The organism is Marinicella rhabdoformis, from assembly GCF_009671245.1.
Taxonomy (GTDB): Bacteria; Pseudomonadota; Gammaproteobacteria; order Xanthomonadales; family Marinicellaceae; genus Marinicella; species Marinicella rhabdoformis.
Window position 1 is genome coordinate 106,066 of sequence record NZ_VTFS01000006.1, and the last position, 18,601, is coordinate 124,666.

Below are 18,601 nucleotides of genomic sequence, written 5' to 3' on the forward strand. Positions count from 1 at the left end.
TGTATCAAAATGATTGTGTGACTTGAATACAATAGTTAAATAAGGCAGGCAAAATTATCAACAAGCCTAACTGTGCCAAAGCATTGATACTCAACACCGTTTTAACATCTATATTCGCTGATATGGCTTGGTCTGTTTCAGACTCATCAAAATACATCACTTTGATGATTCTCAAGTAATAGAATGCGCCAATCACTGCAAAAATAACCGCAATCACTGCCAACCATATATAACCTTGATCAACGACTGCTTTTAATACATACAATTTAGAGAAGAAACCAATCAATGGAGGGAAGCCTGCCATTGACCCCACAAGTAACAACATCATAAAGGCATACCAACCATTGCGTTGGTTCAACCCTTTAAAGTCATCGATACTGTCAGCTTCATAACCTTTGTTAGAAAGTAAGACAATCATGCCGAATCCGCCAACTGCCATCACTGTATAAACAATGATGTAAAGCATCGAAGCTGCATAACCATCTTGTCCACCGACCAAACCCAACAGCATGAAGCCAATATGAGAAATGGTTGAGTAAGCAAAAAGTCGCTTTAAATTGGTTTGTTGTAGCGCAAACAAATTACCGATCACAATAGACACGATAGCCAATGTAGCCAACATGGTTTGCCAATGAACCATTAATACATCCAAACCCTGCCCTAATAAGCGCATGGCCAGAGCAAAAGCAGCTATTTTAGGTGCTGATGCAATAAACAATGTGGTTGCTGTAGGTGCACCTTCATAAACATCAGGTACCCACATGTGAAATGGAGCTGCGCCCAATTTGAAAGCAATACCCACAATCACAAAAATTAAGCCTAATGTCAAAAATAAATCATTGTCTTGACCGGCAATGGACTGTGATATTTGATCCAACTGTAAAGTGCCTACAGCACCATATATTAATGACATGCCATACAACAACATGCCTGAAGCCAATGCGCCTAGGATGAAGTATTTCATGGCCGCTTCATTACTTTTAACATCATTTCGATGGTAAGCAACCAAAGCATATGAACTTAATGCCAGTAACTCTAATCCCAAGTACAAAGCAATTAAGTTGTAACCTGAAATCATCACCATGATGCCAAGCGTGGCAAACAACAACAATGAAAAGTATTCACCTGTTAAGGTGTCATGTTGACGCAAATATTGTTTAGCGTAGAAAAACACAGGAATCATTAACAGGTAAACTGTTAATTTCAGCATGTCACCAAACCCATCTCGAATAAAGGTACCGTTAAAAATTAATTGCTTTGTAAATTCAACACCACCAGAGTGATCTTTGACTGTCAATACCGCTGCAAAAATAACAGTCAGTACAGACAAAAAGACCAAAAAACCACCTTTTGATTTATCAGTAAAAAGACCCGCTATCAACACTACGCAAGCCATTGTGAGCATCAATATTTCCGGAAGAGCCGGAACCAATTCAGACCATGAAAACATCTTATATCACCTTACTTACTGAAATATGTTCAATCACTTGTTGGACAGATGCGCGCATCACCTCAATCAAAGGTTCTGGCCAAACACCCAACAACAATACCATCAAAGCCAACACGGCCAAGATGAAAAACTCTCGTGAATTCACGTCGGTTAAGTTTGCCACAGCATCATTACTGATTGACCCAAAGACCACACGTTTAACCATCCACAAAGAATATGCTGCGCCAACAATCAAAGTGACTGACGCTAAAAAGGCAATCCAGAAATTGGCTTGGAAACTGGCCAAAATAACCATGAATTCACCCACAAAACCTGAAGTACCTGGTAAACCAGAATTAGACATGGCAAAGAACACAAAGAATGCCCCAAACCATGGCATGGTATTCACCACACCGCCGTAGTCACGTATCATGCGTGAATGTAAACGGTCATATAACACACCCACACACAGGAACATGGCGGCTGAAATAAATCCGTGAGAAATCATTTGAACCATCGCACCTTCTACGGCCATTTGGCTGTTGCCACCTGATTGAACCAACCAGAAGACCAAAAACAGACCCAAGGTAACGAAGCCCATGTGTGAAATTGAAGAGTATGCAATCAGTTTCTTCATGTCTTTTTGAACCATTGCAACCAAGCCAATATAGACCACAGCAATCAAAGACAATGTAACCAGCAACCAAGTAAACTCGCTGCTGGCATCCGGTGTGATGGGCAATGAAAAGCGTAAGAAGCCGTAACCACCGATTTTCAACATGATGGCTGCCAAAACAACGGAGCCACCAGTAGGTGCTTCAACGTGTGCATCAGGTAACCATGTATGCACTGGGAACATGGGAATTTTGACTGCAAAAGCTGCTAAGAAAGCAAAGAACAACCAAGTCTGTTCACTCATACTCAATGGCAGGTTAGCCAAGTCTGTTAAATTCCAGCTGCCCGCTTTCATGTACATATAAATCAATCCGATTAACATGAATACAGAACCCAGGAATGTGTACAAGAAAAATTTAATTGTTGCATATACACGGTTTGGACCACCCCAAATACCAATGATGACAAACATCGGAATCAACATAGCTTCGAAGAAGATGTAAAACATCATTGCATCTTGTGCTGTGAACACACCAATCATCATGCCTTCAAGTATCAAGAATGCAGCCATGTATTGATGTACATTCTTTCGAATCACTTGCCAAGCTGATAACACAATCAATACAGTAATGAATGTCGTTAATACAACCAATGGTAATGCAATGCCATCAATGGCTAAATGGTAATTGATATTCAACGCACCAATCCATTCATTTTTTTCAACAAACTGTAAAGCCGCTGTGTTGGCATCAAAGCCAGTCCACAAGGGAATACTGATGGCAAAAGTCAATACAGAAATAAGTAATGCACCGACTCGAACCAAATTGGCTTTGCTCTGCCCTAATGGCAGTAACAACAAACCACCCAATATAGGCAGCCAAACCAATATACTTAAAATTGAACCTTCAAACATATCTAAACTCTGCCCTTAAAAGATGTATAAACTAATGAACACGATCACACTGACCACCATAACCAATGCATAGTGATAAACATAACCAGACTGTAGTGACCTGAACATTTTTGAAACGGCGTTGACTACTTTAGCGCTGCCATTAACAATGATGCCATCAATCAATTTTGAATCAGACCATTTCCATAGCCATTCACCTAATTTCACACTGCCACCGGCAATGAACTTCTGGTTGAAAGCATCGAAACCATATTTGTTTTCTAAAATACGCACAACAGGTGACAATTGTTTTTTGATTTTTCCTGCCAAAGCGATATTCTTCATATAAATATATGTCGCTACGGCAAAACCTGCAAATGCCAACCAGAAAGCTGGTGTCATTAAACCGTGTAGTGCAAATGCGCCAGGACCATCTTTAAATAAATACAGTCCAATTTCTTTAACCACATCATTAGATGCATTGACATGAATCGCGTCATCTAAGAAACCACCAAATAGCATAGGCTCAATCGCAATCCAACCAATAAAAATTGAAGGAATGGCCAACAGAATCAGAGGCAAAGTGACTACCCAAGGAGACTCTTTCAAATGTTCTTTGGTGTGATTATCCATGCGCTCTTTGCCATGGAATGTCAGGTACAACAACCTGAAACTGTAAAGTGCTGTGACAAACACGCCTAATAATACAGCAACATAAGCAACACCAGAACCCCAACGATCAGACAAGTGAGCCGCTTCAATGATCACGTCTTTTGAGAAGAAACCTGAAAAACCAGGGAAGCCAGTCAAAGCCAATGTACCAATCCAACCGGTAACAAAGGTTACTGGCATGTACTTACGCAAGCCACCCATTTCTTGCATGTCCTGTTTGTGATGCATGGCTATGATCACAGAACCTGCACCTAAGAACAACAAGGCTTTAAAGAAGGCATGCGTCATCAAGTGGAAGATGGCAGCTGAATATGCTGACACACCCAATGCCACTGTCATGTAACCCAATTGTGACAATGTCGAATAAGCAATCACACGTTTGATGTCATTTTGAACGATTCCAATCAAACCCATAAAGAAGGCAGTGAAGGCACCAATCAACATGACAAAGCTCAATGCAGTTTCAGACATTTCAAACAATGGAGACATGCGCGATACCATAAAGATACCTGCTGTTACCATGGTCGCGGCATGAATCAAAGCCGAAATTGGCGTAGGTCCTTCCATCGAATCTGGTAACCACACATGCAATGGTGCTTGTGCTGATTTACCCATGGCACCAATAAATAAACAAATACAAATAAACGTCATCATTGACCATTCAGCTGCACCAAAAATATTAATGGTTTTGCCTTCTGCAGTGGGTAACAAATTGAACACTTCGACATAGTCTAAAGTACCAAAAGTCATTAACACACCAGCAATACCCAATAAGAAACCAAAGTCTCCTACACGGTTAACTAAAAAGGCTTTCATGTTGGCAAAAATGGCCGTTTCTTTTTTGTACCAGAAACCAATCAACAAATATGAGACCAAACCCACAGCTTCCCAGCCGAAGAACAGTTGCATGAAATTGTTAGACATGACCAACATCAACATGGCAAATGTAAACAATGAAATGTAACTGAAGAAACGCTGGTAACCAGGGTCTTCACTCATGTATCCAATGGTGTAAATGTGTACCATCAGGGAAACGAATGTCACCACCACCATCATGGTGGCTGTCAACGCATCTACCATAAAACCTACATGCAATGACAAATCACCAGTAACCATCCAAGTGTATAAGTTCTCATTAAATGTGCTGGCTTCACCATTGACGAATAACAGCAGTGTTTTAATTGATAACACACATGACAATGCCACGGCACTGATTGTGACTGTGTGTGCGCCGATGCGACCTATTTTACGTCCAAACAGCCCAGCTATTGCAGCGGCTACTAACGGCGTAAAAGCAATCAACATCAAATTGGTTTTCATGTCCATATCAGCCTTCCAAATCGTTGATTTCTTGTAATTCCAGTGTTTTCTTATTACGGAACAACACCACCAAAATAGCCAGACCAATAGCAGCTTCTGCAGCAGCTACCGTCAAGATAAAGAAAACGAAAACCTGTCCTTCTACGTTCCCTAAATATTTAGAGAAGGCTATCAAGTTGGTGTTTACTGCCAACAACATCAATTCGATGGACATCAACACGACCAATACATTGCGTCGGTTAACAAAAATACCGCCCATGCTGATCACAAACAGCACAGCAGAGACGATTAAATAATGATGTAAACTCATGATTTTTCTCCGTTGCCTTTTTCAGCTTTCATCGAAACCACACGCATGCGCTCAGCAGGGTTGATGTTGACTTGTTTTGACGCGTCAATGGTTTTGTTTTCAGGACGTTTTCTTAACGTCAAAGAAATGGCTGCGACAATAGCAACCAACAATATAACGGCGGCAATCTCAAAAGGATAGACATAGTGTGTGAACAACTCTAAACCGACTTCTTCTACATTGCTGTAACCGACTGGCATGCGAATCAATTCATCTTGAGGTAACTGATCTTGTAATTTGTAACCAAACAACATCAACAGTTCCACCAACATGGCAGCAACAATTAACAAAGCCGCTTTGGTGTATGACTGTTTTAACATGGCTGATTTTTGTTGTTTGACATCTAACATCATGACAACGAACAAAAACAGTACCATAACAGCACCTACATAGACGAGCACCAATGTGATGGCTAAGAATTCTGCCTCTATCAACATCCACAGTACGGCTGTATTAAAGAAACACAACACCAAGAAAAGTGCTGAATAAACCGTGTTCTTAACACTGACTACAGCCATGGCAGAGCCAACGGTCATAGCAGCAAACACATAAAATAACAATTGTTGAAATAATTCTGGACTCATCATCTGTACTTCGCGTCTTGTTGTTTAGAATCGGCAATTTGTTCTTCATACATGTCACCAATGGCCAATAATTGCTCTTTGGTGATGACGTTTTTGCCTGTTGATTCGAAATGGTATTCATGGATATCAGTTTCTACGATGGAGTCCACCGGACATGATTCTTCACAAAAACCACAATAAATACATTTGAACAAATCAATTTCGTATTTGGTTGTTCTGCGAGACCCATCTTCCCTGACATCTGAGTCAATGGTGATGGCAGCTGCTGGGCATACTGCTTCACATAATTTACAAGCAATACAACGCTCTTCACCATTAGGATAGCGACGTAAAGCATGTAAACCGCGAAATCTTGGTGATTTCGGTGTTTTTTCTTCTGGGTAGCGTACAGTAAACTTCCTTTTAAAGAAGTAACCGAACGTTAACTTCAAACCTTGTCGCAGCTCTTTCAGCGTCAGGCTTTTCAAGTAACTTACAAATTTACTCATAATTTCACTCTATATTGGATCAGAACCAAGGTCCGATATGATAAACACGCATCACAGCAACAACCATGATCCAAACGATGGTGATCGGGATAAATACTTTCCAGCCCAATCGCATGATTTGATCATAACGATAGCGCGGTAAAGAAGCCCTGAACCAAAAATACAAATACATGAAGATACTCGCTTTTGCTAAAAACCAAATGATACTGGGTTGAGCAAAAATAGAATCTCCAGGAATCGGCGAATACCAGCCGCCTAAGAACATGATTGCAGCCAAAGCTGAAATGATAATCATGTTGGCATATTCAGCCAAAAAGAACACAGCAAAAGCAGAACCGGAATACTCTACATGGAAACCTGCTACAATTTCAGACTCACCCTCGGCGACATCAAATGGCGCACGGTTAGTTTCTGCAACACCTGCAATAAAGTAGATAATAAACAACGGGAACAGCGGAATAAAGTACCAATGGTGTATTCCGCCTTCTTGACCCTGTACAATTTCTGTTAAATTCAAAGAACCGGCAGCAATCAATACACCCACCAAGGCAAAACCCATGGCAATCTCATACGAAACGATTTGAGCAGCTGATCGCAATGCACCCAGCAGTGCATATTTTGAATTAGAAGCCCAACCACCAATGATGACGCCATATACGCCCATTGATGTCATGGCCAAAATATAGACCAAGCCTGCATTGATGTCTGCCAGAACCAAACCATCTGAAAATGGCACCACAGCCCAGGCCGCAAATGCCGTTCCTAATGTGATGACTGGTGCAATTAAAAATAAAAACTTATTCGCATTAGCAGGAAAAATGATTTCCTTCGTCAACAACTTAAATACATCGGCAAAAGGTTGTAACAAACCCCAGGGCCCTACCCGATTAGGTCCCATTCTGGCGTGCATGAAGGCAATCACTTTACGTTCGAAATAGGTTGCATATGCCACACACAAAATCAAAGGTAAAACCACTGCCACAATTTTTAAAAGTGTCCAGATCACCATCCAAATTTGGTCCCAAATCATGATTGTGCTCCTATGATACTGATGCTCAAGTCATTGGCATTGAGTTTTAATGAACTGCGTCGCCCCATCGATACTTGAGCTGAACCTGCTGAAACAAAATCGCAAGTTGATAATGTCATTTCAGCGAAACGGCCGTCCTGTTCAACAGCAACCATATCACCTTCAGTAAAGCCAATAGAAGCCATGTCAGCAGGATTCACATAAACCGTATCACTTGATGCCAGAACAGTTTCTTGTAATGGTTTAGAGCGTCTTGTTAGTGCATCCACATCATAAATAGCCGTATTGGCGAGTAGCACCAAACCTTTGACTTCTGGCTCTGTGACCACAACATCTTGGTTTATGATACCTTCTACTGCAGACATTTTTTCAGTCACTGCCATCACATCATTAACGTCTTGGTAGTCAAAGCCACTCAACTCTAATAAAGTGCCCAAAACCCTCAACACGCGCCAACCTGGTTTTGTCTCGCCAGGTGACCGTTGTGCCACCAATGATTCTTGTCTTTGGTTTAAGTTGTTAACCAATGTACCACTGGTTTCTGGCAACAAGGCAATCGGCAAAATCATGTCTACACGTGATTTTAAATCTTCATCAGCAAATGCATTCATAGCAACAGAAAAATCACTGTTTATTAATGCTTGTTTGGCATCTGCAGGATTAGCAAAGTCTTGTAATTCGGCTTGATACAGTACATTAACCTTGTGTGCTTTATCTAACAAATTACCATCAAATGACAAACCTGCCATTGAAGCACCTACCGCATTGGCACCACGAACTGTTTCATAAACTTTACCATTTGTAACTTGGCTTAACCAAGCCGTGGTGGCCTTAATCATACTGGCTTGTGGATGACTTTCAGCCGTTTGACCCAAGATGAATAAATTGTTATTTTCTTCTTTTAACAATTGTTTGGCCAAATGATTCAAGTCTTCGTCAGTTTTCTGAGCCATGACCCAAACACCCAATTCACCAGTAGGTTGTTCACCTTTGATATCAGCCACACAGTGTGCCAATGAGGCCAAAGCTTTAACCCAGTCTAATTGGTTGCCAACATAATCATGCAACAAATCAAAGTTTTGCTTTTGTTTTTTCGCTGTAATCGAAGATATTTTTGCCCCTTTCAACCATGCTTGACGCAGCTTGTGGTTCAAAATGGGCTGTTCATGTCTTGGATATGCACCAATCATGACGACACTGTTTTGATCAGCGACTTCAGGCAAAGTTAAATCTACTCGAGGTAAACGATCATGTTGTGACAAATCGGTGGCATGGATGCGGTGCTCATAGTTATGTGAACCCAATCCATCAAACAATTGTTTCAACAACACATATTCTTCTGTTGTGGCGTGGTTCCCAGCAAACAAAGCCAAATCATCTGAAGAAGCTGCTTTGATTTGATCAACCAAAGTCGCCAAAGCATCTTCCCAACTGATGTCTTTCCAAACACCGTTTTCTTTAATTTGAGGTGTGGTTACGCGGTCCGTGGCGTCTTTCAAACCATGAATACCATAACGGTCACGATCTGATAACCAAGCTTCATTTAAATCATCATTATCCTGAGGAACAGCACGCAATATGTCACCATTTCTGGTGTGATAATACATGTTTGAACCTACTGCATCATGCATAGAGACTGCTGATGTCGCCATCAATTCCCACGCCCGTGCTTTATAACGGAATGGTTTATTGGTCAATGCGCCTACTGGACACAAATCAATGACGTTACCTGACATTTCAGAATCAACTGAGCGTCCAACTGCGGTACTGATGTTGGTGCGATCACCACGACCGATTCCGCCTAATTCGTCTGTACCTGCCACTTCATTTAAAAATCGAACGCAACGAGTACACAAGATACAACGCGTCATGTCGGTAGAAATCAAAGAGCCTAAGTTCTCATCTTTAACCACACGTTTTGTGTCTACATATCTTGACACATCTCTACCGTAACCCATTGAAACGTCTTGTAATTCACACTCACCACCTTGGTCACAAATTGGACAATCTAATGGGTGATTAATCAACAAGAATTCCATCACATTGCGCTGGGCGTCTGTGGCTCTCTTTGATTGTGTGTATATTTTCATGTCTGGCATCACTGGCGTTGCACAAGCCGGCATGGGCTTGGGTGCTTTTTCTACGTCAACCATACACATACGGCAATTGGCTGCCACTGACAATTTTTTGTGGTAACAAAATCGTGGAATCTTAATACCAGCTTGGTCAGCAGCTTCAATAATCATTGAGCCCCTTTCAGCTTGTAAAGCTTGACCATCGATTTCAATGCTGATCATGTTATCAGCTTGTTTTACGCCGTCGCTCATGCTGTCAGCCTCTTATTCATTGATTTTTTATTTTCAACAAAGTATTCAAACTCATCCCAGTAGTATTTCAAGATACCTTGAACTGGCCAAGCAGCGGCTTCACCAAAGGCACAAATGGTGTGTCCTTCAATTTGACCTGCAGCTTGTCTGAGCATTTCTATGTCTTTTTGCTCTGCTTTACCGTCTAAGATGCGTGACAAAACACGGTACATCCAGCCTGTCCCTTCACGACAAGGTGTACATTGGCCGCATGATTCCATGTAATAAAAGCGTGACAAACGCCAGCATACTTCAACCATACAAGTGTCTTCAGCCATCACAACCACAGCACCAGAACCTAAACCAGAACCTGCAGCGCCAATGGCATCAAAATCCATGGTCAAGCCCATCATGACTTCAGCAGGAAGCACTTTCATTGATGAGCCACCTGGAATCACTGCTTTTAATTTTCTACCGTCTAATACGCCACCTGCCATTTCTAATAAATCAGCAAAGGGTGTACCCAAAGGAATTTCATAGTTGCCGGGCTTGTTGACATGCCCAGAAACAGAAAAGATTTTAACGCCACCGTTGTTAGGCTTACCTAACTCCAGGAACCATTCTGCACCATTCCGCATGATGGCAGGTACTGAAGAAAAAGACTCGGTGTTGTTAATCGTAGTTGGCTTCCCATAAATACCGAAGTTGGCAGGGAAAGGTGGTTTGAAACGAGGTTGGCCTTTTTTACCTTCTAAAGATTCCATCAAAGCTGTTTCTTCACCACAGATGTATGCACCCGCGCCATGAACGGCATAAAGGTCAAAATCAACACCCGAATCAGCGATATTTTTACCTAACAAGCCTGCTTCATAGGCTTCTTTCAAAGCCGCTTCAAAGTTTTCAAAGGGTTCATGATGAAACTCACCACGCAGGTAATTATAACCGATGGTTGCGCCCATCGCGTAGCCACCAATGGCCATGCCTTCAATCACTGCATGCGGGTTATACCTTAGAATGTCGCGGTCATGACATGTCCCAGGCTCTGATTCATCAGAGTTACACAAGACGTATTTTTGACCGGGGGCATCTTTGGGCATGAAGCTCCATTTTAAGCCGGTAGGAAAGCCTGCGCCGCCACGACCACGCAGAGCCGAAGCTTTAACGGTGTCTATGATTTCATTCTGGTCAGTTTTTTCAGCCAGAATTTTTTTCCAGGCTGAATAACCACCTTTTTCTAAATAATTTTTTAAACTGGGGTCTTTATCAGGGTTCAAGCTGACATGTGTTATTTGAGTCATGCTTCTAAACCTCCCAATATCTGATCAATCTTTTCATTGGTCAAATTTTCATGGTAATGGCCGTTAACAATCATCAAAGGCGCGCCAACACAGCCGGCTACACATTCTTCTTCTTTGACCAGTGTGATTTTACCGTCGGCTGTTGTTTCACCTAATTTAATACCTAATTTTTGTTCAGCATAATTAACCACTTCGTTGGCACCACGCAACATACATGAGATGTTGGTACAAATGGCCACTTTGTGCTCGCCTGCTGGCTCCGTGAAAAACATAGAGTAAAAACTGGCGGCTTCAAAAACCCATGAAGCAGGTATCTCAAGGTATTGAGCCACTGCTTGCATGATTTCTTTACTTAACCACCCTTTGTTTTGGTCCTGCGCAGCGTGCAATGAACCTATAACAGCTGATCTTCTTTGATCGTTCGGGTATTTGGCTAACCAATAATCCATGTGACTGCGTGTTTCATCAGTCAGCAAGGTCATGGCCAACGTTTTATCCTGATTTTGTGGATTGACTTGATACATTACCTGTCGATCTCCCCAAATACAATATCCATAGTTCCAATAACTGCCACAACATCCGCTAACATGTGACCTTTAACCATATCGTTCATCGCTGACAAATGCGCAAATCCTGGCGCCCTCACCTTCATGCGGAACGGTTTGTTTGAATCATCTGACACCATATAAATACCAAATTCACCTTTAGGTGCTTCAACAGCGCTATATACCTCACCCGCTGGTACGGTATAACCTTCAGTGAACAGTTTAAAATGGTGAATCATTGATTCCATGTCTTCTTTCATCATCTCTCTGTTAGGTGGTGCGACCTTGTAGTCGTCCGCCATAACAGGGCCTGGGTTGGCCTTCAACCATTTAACACATTGTTTGATGATGCGATTAGATTGAACCATCTCTTCCATACGAACCAAATAACGATCATAACAATCACCATTCATTCCCACAGGAATATCAAAATCTACTTTGTCATAAGCTGCATAAGTTTGTTTCTTACGCAAATCCCATTCGATACCAGACCCACGTAACATGGGGCCCGTGAATCCCCAAGCCTTGGCCTGCTCAGGAGAAACCACTGCAATACCTACAGTACGTTGTTTCCAAATTCTGTTGTCTTGCAACAAGGTGCGGTATTCATCAATTTTACTGTCAAAATCATCAGCAAAAGCTTCAATGAAATCCAACATAGAACCTTCACGCCATTCATTGGCCTTTTTAAGGTCTTTACCTTTGGTCCATTTACTTTCAGCATGCTTAGGCATTGAATCAGGTAAATCACGGTATACACCGCCGGGACGATAATAAGTGGCATGTAAACGTGCGCCCGATACGGCTTCATACATATCCAACAACATTTCACGTTCACGGAAAGCGTACAAGAACAAAGCCATTGCACCCAGATCCAAACCATGGGTTCCAATCCACATCAAATGGTTTCTTAAACGCGTGATTTCATCAAACAATGTTCTGATGTATTGGGCACGGATGGGCGCTTCAATACCTAATAATTGTTCAATACTGCGAACATAGGCATGTTCATTACACATCATAGACACATAATCTAAACGGTCCATGTAACCAATAGACTGGTTATATGGTTTAGATTCTGCTAGCTTTTCTGTTGCACGATGCAACAACCCCACATGTGGGTCCGCATGTTCAACCAACTCACCGTCTAATTCCAAAATCAAACGCAACACACCATGCGCCGCAGGATGCTGCGGCCCAAAATTCATGGTGTAATTCTTAATTTCTGACATGTTATGAAGCCTCCTGGTCATTCATGGTGTCAACATACCTTGAATCTCTGCGTATGGTTTTAGGCACCAACACACGAGGTTCGATAGATACAGGTTGGTATACCACACGTTTTTGTTCTTCATCATACTTAACTTCAACATTCCCGACTAATGGGAAGTCTTTACGGAATGGATGTCCAATGAAACCGTAATCAGTCAAAATTCGACGTAAATCTGGATGCCCTTTAAAAACAATGCCGAACAAGTCAAAAGCTTCACGCTCAAACCAATTCACACCAGGCCAAACATCGATCAAAGAATTAACAGCCAACATCCCTTCATCAGGTGCAAAACATTTCAACGTCAATCTGTGATTGTGTTTCATTGATAAAAGTTGAGCCACCACCGCAAAACGGTTGGGCATCGACTCTTCACGTCTTTCATCCCATGAAAAACGTCCTGGACCTTTGGATTTGATACCACGAGAAAAGCCGGTAGATGATACGCCGTCAGTTTGCCATTCAGCTTCACCATACGTTAAGTAGTCAACGCCACAAAGGTCAATCAATTGCTCAAAGTATAAGTTTTTGTCATCACGCAGCGTTTTGGCCACATCAACCCAAGAATCCACTGGAATCAACATTTCAACACCCAAACGACTTTCAGTGAGTTTAATATCAATGTCACTGAATACTTCAGCCAAAAGCTTGCTTAATTCATATCTGTAGTTACTCATGATGTTCTTGCAATGGTGTTGGTGCGTTTGATTTTTTTCTGCAACTGTAAAATACCATAAATCAAAGCTTCAGAGGTCGGCGGACAACCAGGCACATAAATATCAACTGGAACCACACGATCACAGCCGCGAACAACAGCATATGAATAATGGTAGTAACCACCGCCATTGGCACAAGAGCCCATTGAAATTACATATTTAGGTTCAGGCATTTGGTCATATACTTTACGCAATGCAGGCGCCATTTTGTTGACCAAAGTACCTGCGACAATCATCACATCCGATTGCCTTGGAGAGGGTCTAAATATGACACCAAACCTATCCAAATCGTAACGAGCTGCACCTGCGTGCATCATTTCAACAGCACAACAAGCCAAACCAAACGTCATAGGCCACAAAGAACCCGTTCGGGCCCAATGTAACAAATCATCTAACTTGGCCGTTGCAAAACCTTTGTCTTGCAAACCATGGTCAACAATTGGTTCGATGATGTTATCAACTACTCCCATTCCAACGCTCCTTTTTTCCACTCATAGATAAAGCCTATGACCAGTAAAAATAAAAACAGAAACATAGAAATCAAACCAAAGCCACCTAACTCGTCTAATACCACAGACCAGGGGAACAAAAAGGCGATTTCTAAATCAAAGATAATGAATAAAATGGCGACCAAATAAAAACGCACGTCAAATTTCATGTGTGCATCATCAAAGGCTTCAAAACCACATTCGTAAGCAGATGCTTTTTCGTCAGAAGGACGATTAGAGCCAAACAAATAGCCCAAAGAAAGCAACACCACACCGAGACCGATGGATACGCCTAAGAACAACAAGATTGGAAAATAGTCAGCTATCATTCAGCCATCCCCTATTCAATTGTCAAAAAAAATGTTGGTGCCGAAAGCCGGACTCGAACCGGCACGACCAATAGGCCACCACCCCCTCAAGGTGGCGTGTCTACCAATTTCACCACTTCGGCACATATTTAAAGGTAAATTAAAAACCAGAAAAACTCACAAACTCAGTTTAAAAAACACCCGCAACTCTTTGAAAAGTAAAAAAATACTTTTCATAAAAAAGCGACCTAAAGCCGCTTTTATTTTATTTAATTCTTACTGATCGCCATCTTCATCTGAAACGACATCTTCAGCATCTTCTTTAATTTCTTCAACTGCAGCCTCTGTAGATTCAACCACATTATCAACTGCATTAGCAGCTTCTTCTTTGACTTGAGTCAAGTTGTCATCAGCTTGTTTGATGGCATCGTCAATCACCTGATCAGCCTCAGCATTTCCGTCAACATCGTCGCCAGGAATAACAACAGCTGGTTTGTCTTGGTTGTCAATACTGCCCATGACACCCAAATCTTGTTCAGTGGCTTCGCCTGTAGCACCCATCATGTTTCTTGAATCAATGGCAATCAACATCGTTACAATAAAAAAGGCAGTGGCTAAAATTGCTGTCGCTTTGGTCAAAAATGAACCTGATCCCTTGGCACCAAAAACTGTGCCTGATGCACCGCCGCCAAAAGCTGAACCTGCTGTAGCACCCGGACCACGTTGGATCAAAATAAAACCAATCAAGGCGATTCCTACCAACACTTGAATGATATTTAAAAAATTAATTGTCATTTGAATTATTCTCCGTTTGACAATGCGTCAGCTTGCTGACAAATTGCCATAAAATCTTCTACCGTCAATGATGCACCACCAATCAAGCCACCATCAACATCTGGCATTGAAAAAAGTGCGTTCGCATTGCTGCCATTACAACTGCCGCCATAGAGCAGGCGCATGCGGCGCGCAATTATATCATCATTCTCGGATAAATGAGAACGTATAAATTGATGAACTTGCTGAGCTTGTTCAGCCGTGGCCGTTAATCCCGTGCCAATTGCCCACACGGGCTCATATGCAATCACACCTTGACCCAAAGATTCCATGCCAACCAACTCAATAACAGCTTGTATTTGTTGCCAAACTACTGATTCTGTTTGCTCTGCCTCGCGTTGTGCTATAGTTTCTCCAACACACAAAATGGGCGTCAACCCCACAGACAACGCTTGTTTGAATTTTTCTGCCACCAACTGATTGCTTTCATGACCGTATTCACGACATTCAGAATGACCCACTAAAACCATTTGACAACCGAGCTCAGCAAGCATGCTTGCACTGATTTCACTGGTGAATGCACCTTTGGCTTGAGCCGAAAGGTTTTGGCCGCCCCAAATCAAATCGCTATTTTGTAGCTGTGCCGCCACAGCAGGAATATGGACAAATGGTGGAAAAACTGCCACATCATATGATGCACCATCACTAATTTCAGCCAACAAGCCTGCCGACAAAGCCTTTGCTTCATCGACAGAGCCGTTCATTTTCCAATTGCCAGCGACCAACAGCTTACGCATCGGCATCACCTGAGTCTGCACCATCACTGTCAGATTCACTTACAGCAGTAGCATCAACTCCATCGGCATTAACTGCGGAGCCATCATCGCCAAGCTCACCCTCTTCACCTTCGAGAAGCACGACTTTAGCCACACTGACCAGAGACTCCTTGTCAGCCAATCGAATAAGGGTTACACCTTGGGTGTTTCGACCTACAATAGAAATACCGTTGACTGCAGTTCTAACCAAGGTACCACCATTACTGATCAACATAATTTGATCGTCTTCAAGCACTTGGCATGCGCCAACCACCGGACCATTTCTGTCTGAAGTTTGAATCGCAATCACGCCTTGACCAGATCGCTTGATTCTAGAAAACTCCTCCAGTTTGGTTTGCTTGCCGTAACCGTTCTCGGTGCAAACCAAGACATTACCCTCTTCTGCAATGAACATAGAAACCACTTTGGCATCGCCTTTCATGGTAATTCCACGAACACCCCTTGCGGTCCTGCCCATGCTGCGAACATCTGACTCATGGAATCTGATGGACTTACCTGCTGATGTAAACAAGAAGACATCTTGGTCTCCTGTAGTTAATTCAACATTAACCAAGTGATCATCTTCTAACAAGCCCAAACCAATGATGCCATTGGCACGTGGCCTTGAGAAGTTTGATAATGGTGTTTTCTTAACCACACCTTTGGCAGTGGCAAAGAATACATATTTATCTTCATCGTAGTCACGAACCGGCAATATCGCTGTGATCATCTCACCTTTATCAAGCGGCAATAAGTTAACCAACGGTTTACCGCGCGCTGTGCGTGACGCCATAGGTAACTCATAAACTTTGAGCCAGTAAACCTGACCTTTGTTTGAGAAACACAATAAGGTGTCATGTGTGTTGGCAATCCACAAGCGCTCAATAAAGTCTTCATTCTTCATAGAAGTGGCTGACTTGCCTTTGCCGCCACGCGTTTGTGCACGGTACACATCTAACTGCTGCATTTTGGCATAGCCTTCATGCGATAAGGTGACCACCACATCTTCTTCAATGATGAGGTCTTCCATGGTCAAGTGCAGCTGCCTGTCCATAATAACAGTGCGCCTTTCATCACCGTATTTTTCTTTGATTTCTTCCAACTCTTCACGAACCACTTCCATCAAGCGGTCTGGGTTCATCAGAATTTCTAAAAACTCTTTGATCTTAACGATGATTTCTTGGAACTCATCGGTGATCTTGCTTTGTTCTAAGCCTGTTAAGCGATGTAGCTGTAAATCCAAAATGGCTTTGGCTTGAACTGGAGACAATTGATAACCCGCTTCGAAGAAGCCAAACTCATCAGCCAGGTCTTCAGGACGACACAAATCCGCGTCATCATCTAGCATTGACTTGATTAAGGTCGAATCCCACTTTTTGTTCAACAAGCGTTCTTTGGCTTCAGCTGGATTCTTAGAAGTTTTGATTAACTCAATCACTTCTTCAATGTTTGCCAATGCAACAGCCAGACCTTCTAAGATGTGTGCACGATCACGCGCCTTGCGCAATTCAAAGATGGTACGACGAACAACAACTTCTCTGCGGTGTTTGATGAATTCATTTAATATTTCCATCAAACCCAATGTTTTGGGTTGGCCATTAATTAAGGCCACCATGTTGATACCGAAAACAGTTTGTAATTGAGTCAATTTAAACAATTGATTCAACATCACTTCCGCCACTTCACCACGACGCAACTCAAACACGATGCGCATACCGTCTTTGTCAGATTCGTCACGCAAAGCAGAAATACCATCAATTTTCTTTAATTTAACCAACTCAGCCACTTTCTCAATCAAGCGCGCCTTGTTAACCTGGTAAGGCAATTCAGTTACAACAATGGTTTGTTTTCCAGAAGCGTCGTCTGTTTCAATTTCAGAACGTGCTCGCATGTACACTTTACCGCGACCTGTGTCATAAGCATCACGGATACCTTCTGCACCATTAATAAAAGCTGCTGTTGGGAAATCTGGGCCTGGTAAATACACCATCAAATCATCTAATGTGGCCCCAGGGTTCCTGATCATTTCTATGGTGGCATTAATGACCTCAGTTAAATTATGAGGCGGGATATTGGTTGCCATACCCACCGCAATACCAGAAGAGCCATTTACCAATAAAGCCGGAACACGGGTGGGCATCACCTCAGGTTCAGTATCAGTCTCATCATAGTTAGGAACAAAATCGACGGTATCCTTATCCAAGTCAGCCATCATTTCATGAGAAATTTTGGCCATCCTGACTTCGGTGTATCTCATTGCAGCAGGTGAATCACCATCAACAGAACCAAAGTTACCCTGTCCATCAACCAGCATGTATCGCATTGAGAATGGTTGTGCCATACGAACGATGGTGTCATACACGGCAGTATCACCATGCGGATGGTATTTACCAATCACATCACCGACCACACGAGCAGATTTCTTGTGAGGTTTATTCCAACTCACATTCAACTCATTCATGGCGAACAACACACGCCTATGTACTGGTTTTAAACCATCCCTGACGTCCGGTAACGCCCTACCAACAATCACACTCATCGAATAATCGAGGTATGATTTTTGCATCTCATCTTCGATATTTATCTTAACAATATCGGTTGAATTCTCAGCCATAAAGCAGCCAATTCCTTACATATAACAAAGCAGGAAATTGTAACACAAAAGCAATATATTTTAAGCAACATTTTGCCCTTAAAGCCAA

Annotated in this window: 17 protein-coding genes and 1 tRNA gene; all 18 read right to left on the minus strand. The window is 42.3% G+C overall.

The window, feature by feature from the left end; all coding sequences use genetic code 11:
- Positions 1 to 4: 4 nt before the first annotated feature.
- The 18 genes from nuoN to gyrA all read right to left on the minus strand — a co-directional run bounded on the left by nuoN (position 5) and on the right by gyrA (position 18,513).
- A complete protein-coding gene (nuoN, locus tag FET73_RS13090; protein ID WP_154224423.1) occupies positions 5 to 1,450 on the minus strand; it encodes an NADH-quinone oxidoreductase subunit NuoN in 1,446 nt (481 codons plus the stop codon).
- A gap of 1 nt (position 1,451) precedes the next feature.
- Positions 1,452 to 2,957, minus strand: a complete 1,506-nt coding sequence (locus FET73_RS13095; protein WP_154224424.1) for an NADH-quinone oxidoreductase subunit M — start codon at positions 2,955 to 2,957, stop codon at positions 1,452 to 1,454.
- A gap of 15 nt (positions 2,958 to 2,972) precedes the next feature.
- The gene (gene nuoL / locus FET73_RS13100) at positions 2,973 to 4,934 is read right to left on the minus strand and encodes an NADH-quinone oxidoreductase subunit L (RefSeq protein ID WP_218944343.1); all 1,962 of its coding nucleotides are present in this window, start codon (positions 4,932 to 4,934) and stop codon (positions 2,973 to 2,975) included.
- Between the two features lies 1 nt (position 4,935).
- Positions 4,936 to 5,241, minus strand: a complete 306-nt coding sequence (gene nuoK / locus FET73_RS13105) for an NADH-quinone oxidoreductase subunit NuoK (protein ID WP_179952294.1) — start codon at positions 5,239 to 5,241, stop codon at positions 4,936 to 4,938.
- A complete protein-coding gene (locus tag FET73_RS13110; protein ID WP_154224426.1) occupies positions 5,235 to 5,861 on the minus strand; it encodes an NADH-quinone oxidoreductase subunit J in 627 nt (208 codons plus the stop codon). The genes nuoK and FET73_RS13110 overlap by 7 nt, the downstream gene beginning before the upstream one ends.
- A complete protein-coding gene (gene nuoI / locus FET73_RS13115) occupies positions 5,861 to 6,349 on the minus strand; it encodes an NADH-quinone oxidoreductase subunit NuoI (RefSeq protein ID WP_154224427.1) in 489 nt (162 codons plus the stop codon). Before nuoI ends, FET73_RS13110 begins: the two co-directional genes overlap by 1 nt.
- A 19-nt stretch (positions 6,350 to 6,368) precedes the next feature.
- Positions 6,369 to 7,379: an NADH-quinone oxidoreductase subunit NuoH gene (gene nuoH / locus FET73_RS13120; RefSeq protein ID WP_154224428.1), complete on the minus strand. Its 1,011-nt coding sequence runs from the start codon at positions 7,377 to 7,379 to the stop codon at positions 6,369 to 6,371.
- Positions 7,376 to 9,706, minus strand: coding sequence for an NADH-quinone oxidoreductase subunit NuoG (gene nuoG, locus FET73_RS13125; protein WP_154224429.1), 2,331 nt, complete (start codon positions 9,704 to 9,706; stop codon positions 7,376 to 7,378). Before nuoG ends, nuoH begins: the two co-directional genes overlap by 4 nt.
- Complete coding sequence (gene nuoF / locus FET73_RS13130; protein ID WP_154224430.1) at positions 9,703 to 10,983, minus strand: NADH-quinone oxidoreductase subunit NuoF; 1,281 nt, start codon at positions 10,981 to 10,983, stop codon at positions 9,703 to 9,705. The genes nuoG and nuoF overlap by 4 nt, the downstream gene beginning before the upstream one ends.
- Positions 10,980 to 11,507 carry an NADH-quinone oxidoreductase subunit NuoE gene (nuoE, locus tag FET73_RS13135; protein WP_154224431.1) on the minus strand — a complete coding sequence of 176 codons (528 nt, stop codon included), beginning with the start codon at positions 11,505 to 11,507 and terminating at the stop codon, positions 10,980 to 10,982. Before nuoE ends, nuoF begins: the two co-directional genes overlap by 4 nt.
- Entirely contained in the window at positions 11,507 to 12,760 is a 1,254-nt protein-coding gene (locus tag FET73_RS13140) for an NADH-quinone oxidoreductase subunit D (RefSeq protein WP_154224432.1), read from the minus strand. Before FET73_RS13140 ends, nuoE begins: the two co-directional genes overlap by 1 nt.
- Position 12,761: 1 nt before the next feature.
- On the minus strand, positions 12,762 to 13,475 hold the full coding sequence (locus FET73_RS13145) for an NADH-quinone oxidoreductase subunit C (protein WP_154224433.1): 714 nt from the start codon (positions 13,473 to 13,475) through the stop codon (positions 12,762 to 12,764).
- Positions 13,472 to 13,984 carry a NuoB/complex I 20 kDa subunit family protein gene (locus FET73_RS13150; protein WP_154224434.1) on the minus strand — a complete coding sequence of 171 codons (513 nt, stop codon included), beginning with the start codon at positions 13,982 to 13,984 and terminating at the stop codon, positions 13,472 to 13,474. The genes FET73_RS13145 and FET73_RS13150 overlap by 4 nt, the downstream gene beginning before the upstream one ends.
- Positions 13,975 to 14,331, minus strand: a complete 357-nt coding sequence (locus tag FET73_RS13155) for an NADH-quinone oxidoreductase subunit A (protein WP_154224435.1) — start codon at positions 14,329 to 14,331, stop codon at positions 13,975 to 13,977. Before FET73_RS13155 ends, FET73_RS13150 begins: the two co-directional genes overlap by 10 nt.
- 35 nt (positions 14,332 to 14,366) lie before the next feature.
- Positions 14,367 to 14,453, minus strand: a tRNA-Leu gene (locus FET73_RS13160).
- Between the two features lie 133 nt (positions 14,454 to 14,586).
- On the minus strand, positions 14,587 to 15,105 hold the full coding sequence (gene secG, locus FET73_RS13165) for a preprotein translocase subunit SecG (protein ID WP_154224436.1): 519 nt from the start codon (positions 15,103 to 15,105) through the stop codon (positions 14,587 to 14,589).
- Between the two features lie 5 nt (positions 15,106 to 15,110).
- A complete protein-coding gene (tpiA, locus tag FET73_RS13170) occupies positions 15,111 to 15,881 on the minus strand; it encodes a triose-phosphate isomerase (RefSeq protein WP_154224437.1) in 771 nt (256 codons plus the stop codon).
- Positions 15,874 to 18,513 carry a DNA gyrase subunit A gene (gene gyrA / locus FET73_RS13175; protein WP_154224438.1) on the minus strand — a complete coding sequence of 880 codons (2,640 nt, stop codon included), beginning with the start codon at positions 18,511 to 18,513 and terminating at the stop codon, positions 15,874 to 15,876. The genes tpiA and gyrA overlap by 8 nt, the downstream gene beginning before the upstream one ends.
- Positions 18,514 to 18,601 lie beyond the last annotated feature (88 nt).

Coding starts and splice junctions, on each gene's coding strand:
- nuoN (WP_154224423.1), bottom strand. CDS start 1,450: ATGTTTTCATGGTCTGAATTGGTTCCGGCTCTTCCGGAAATATTGATG.
- FET73_RS13095 (WP_154224424.1), bottom strand. CDS start 2,957: ATGTTTGAAGGTTCAATTTTAAGTATATTGGTTTGGCTGCCTATATTG.
- nuoL (WP_218944343.1), bottom strand. CDS start 4,934: ATGGACATGAAAACCAATTTGATGTTGATTGCTTTTACGCCGTTAGTA.
- FET73_RS13110 (WP_154224426.1), bottom strand. CDS start 5,861: ATGAGTCCAGAATTATTTCAACAATTGTTATTTTATGTGTTTGCTGCT.
- nuoI (WP_154224427.1), bottom strand. CDS start 6,349: ATGAGTAAATTTGTAAGTTACTTGAAAAGCCTGACGCTGAAAGAGCTG.
- nuoH (WP_154224428.1), bottom strand. CDS start 7,379: ATGATTTGGGACCAAATTTGGATGGTGATCTGGACACTTTTAAAAATT.
- nuoG (WP_154224429.1), bottom strand. CDS start 9,706: ATGAGCGACGGCGTAAAACAAGCTGATAACATGATCAGCATTGAAATC.
- nuoF (WP_154224430.1), bottom strand. CDS start 10,983: ATGACTCAAATAACACATGTCAGCTTGAACCCTGATAAAGACCCCAGT.
- nuoE (WP_154224431.1), bottom strand. CDS start 11,507: ATGTATCAAGTCAATCCACAAAATCAGGATAAAACGTTGGCCATGACC.
- FET73_RS13140 (WP_154224432.1), bottom strand. CDS start 12,760: ATGTCAGAAATTAAGAATTACACCATGAATTTTGGGCCGCAGCATCCT.
- FET73_RS13145 (WP_154224433.1), bottom strand. CDS start 13,475: ATGAGTAACTACAGATATGAATTAAGCAAGCTTTTGGCTGAAGTATTC.
- FET73_RS13150 (WP_154224434.1), bottom strand. CDS start 13,984: ATGGGAGTAGTTGATAACATCATCGAACCAATTGTTGACCATGGTTTG.
- FET73_RS13155 (WP_154224435.1), bottom strand. CDS start 14,331: ATGATAGCTGACTATTTTCCAATCTTGTTGTTCTTAGGCGTATCCATC.
- secG (WP_154224436.1), bottom strand. CDS start 15,105: ATGACAATTAATTTTTTAAATATCATTCAAGTGTTGGTAGGAATCGCC.
- tpiA (WP_154224437.1), bottom strand. CDS start 15,881: ATGCGTAAGCTGTTGGTCGCTGGCAATTGGAAAATGAACGGCTCTGTC.
- gyrA (WP_154224438.1), bottom strand. CDS start 18,513: ATGGCTGAGAATTCAACCGATATTGTTAAGATAAATATCGAAGATGAG.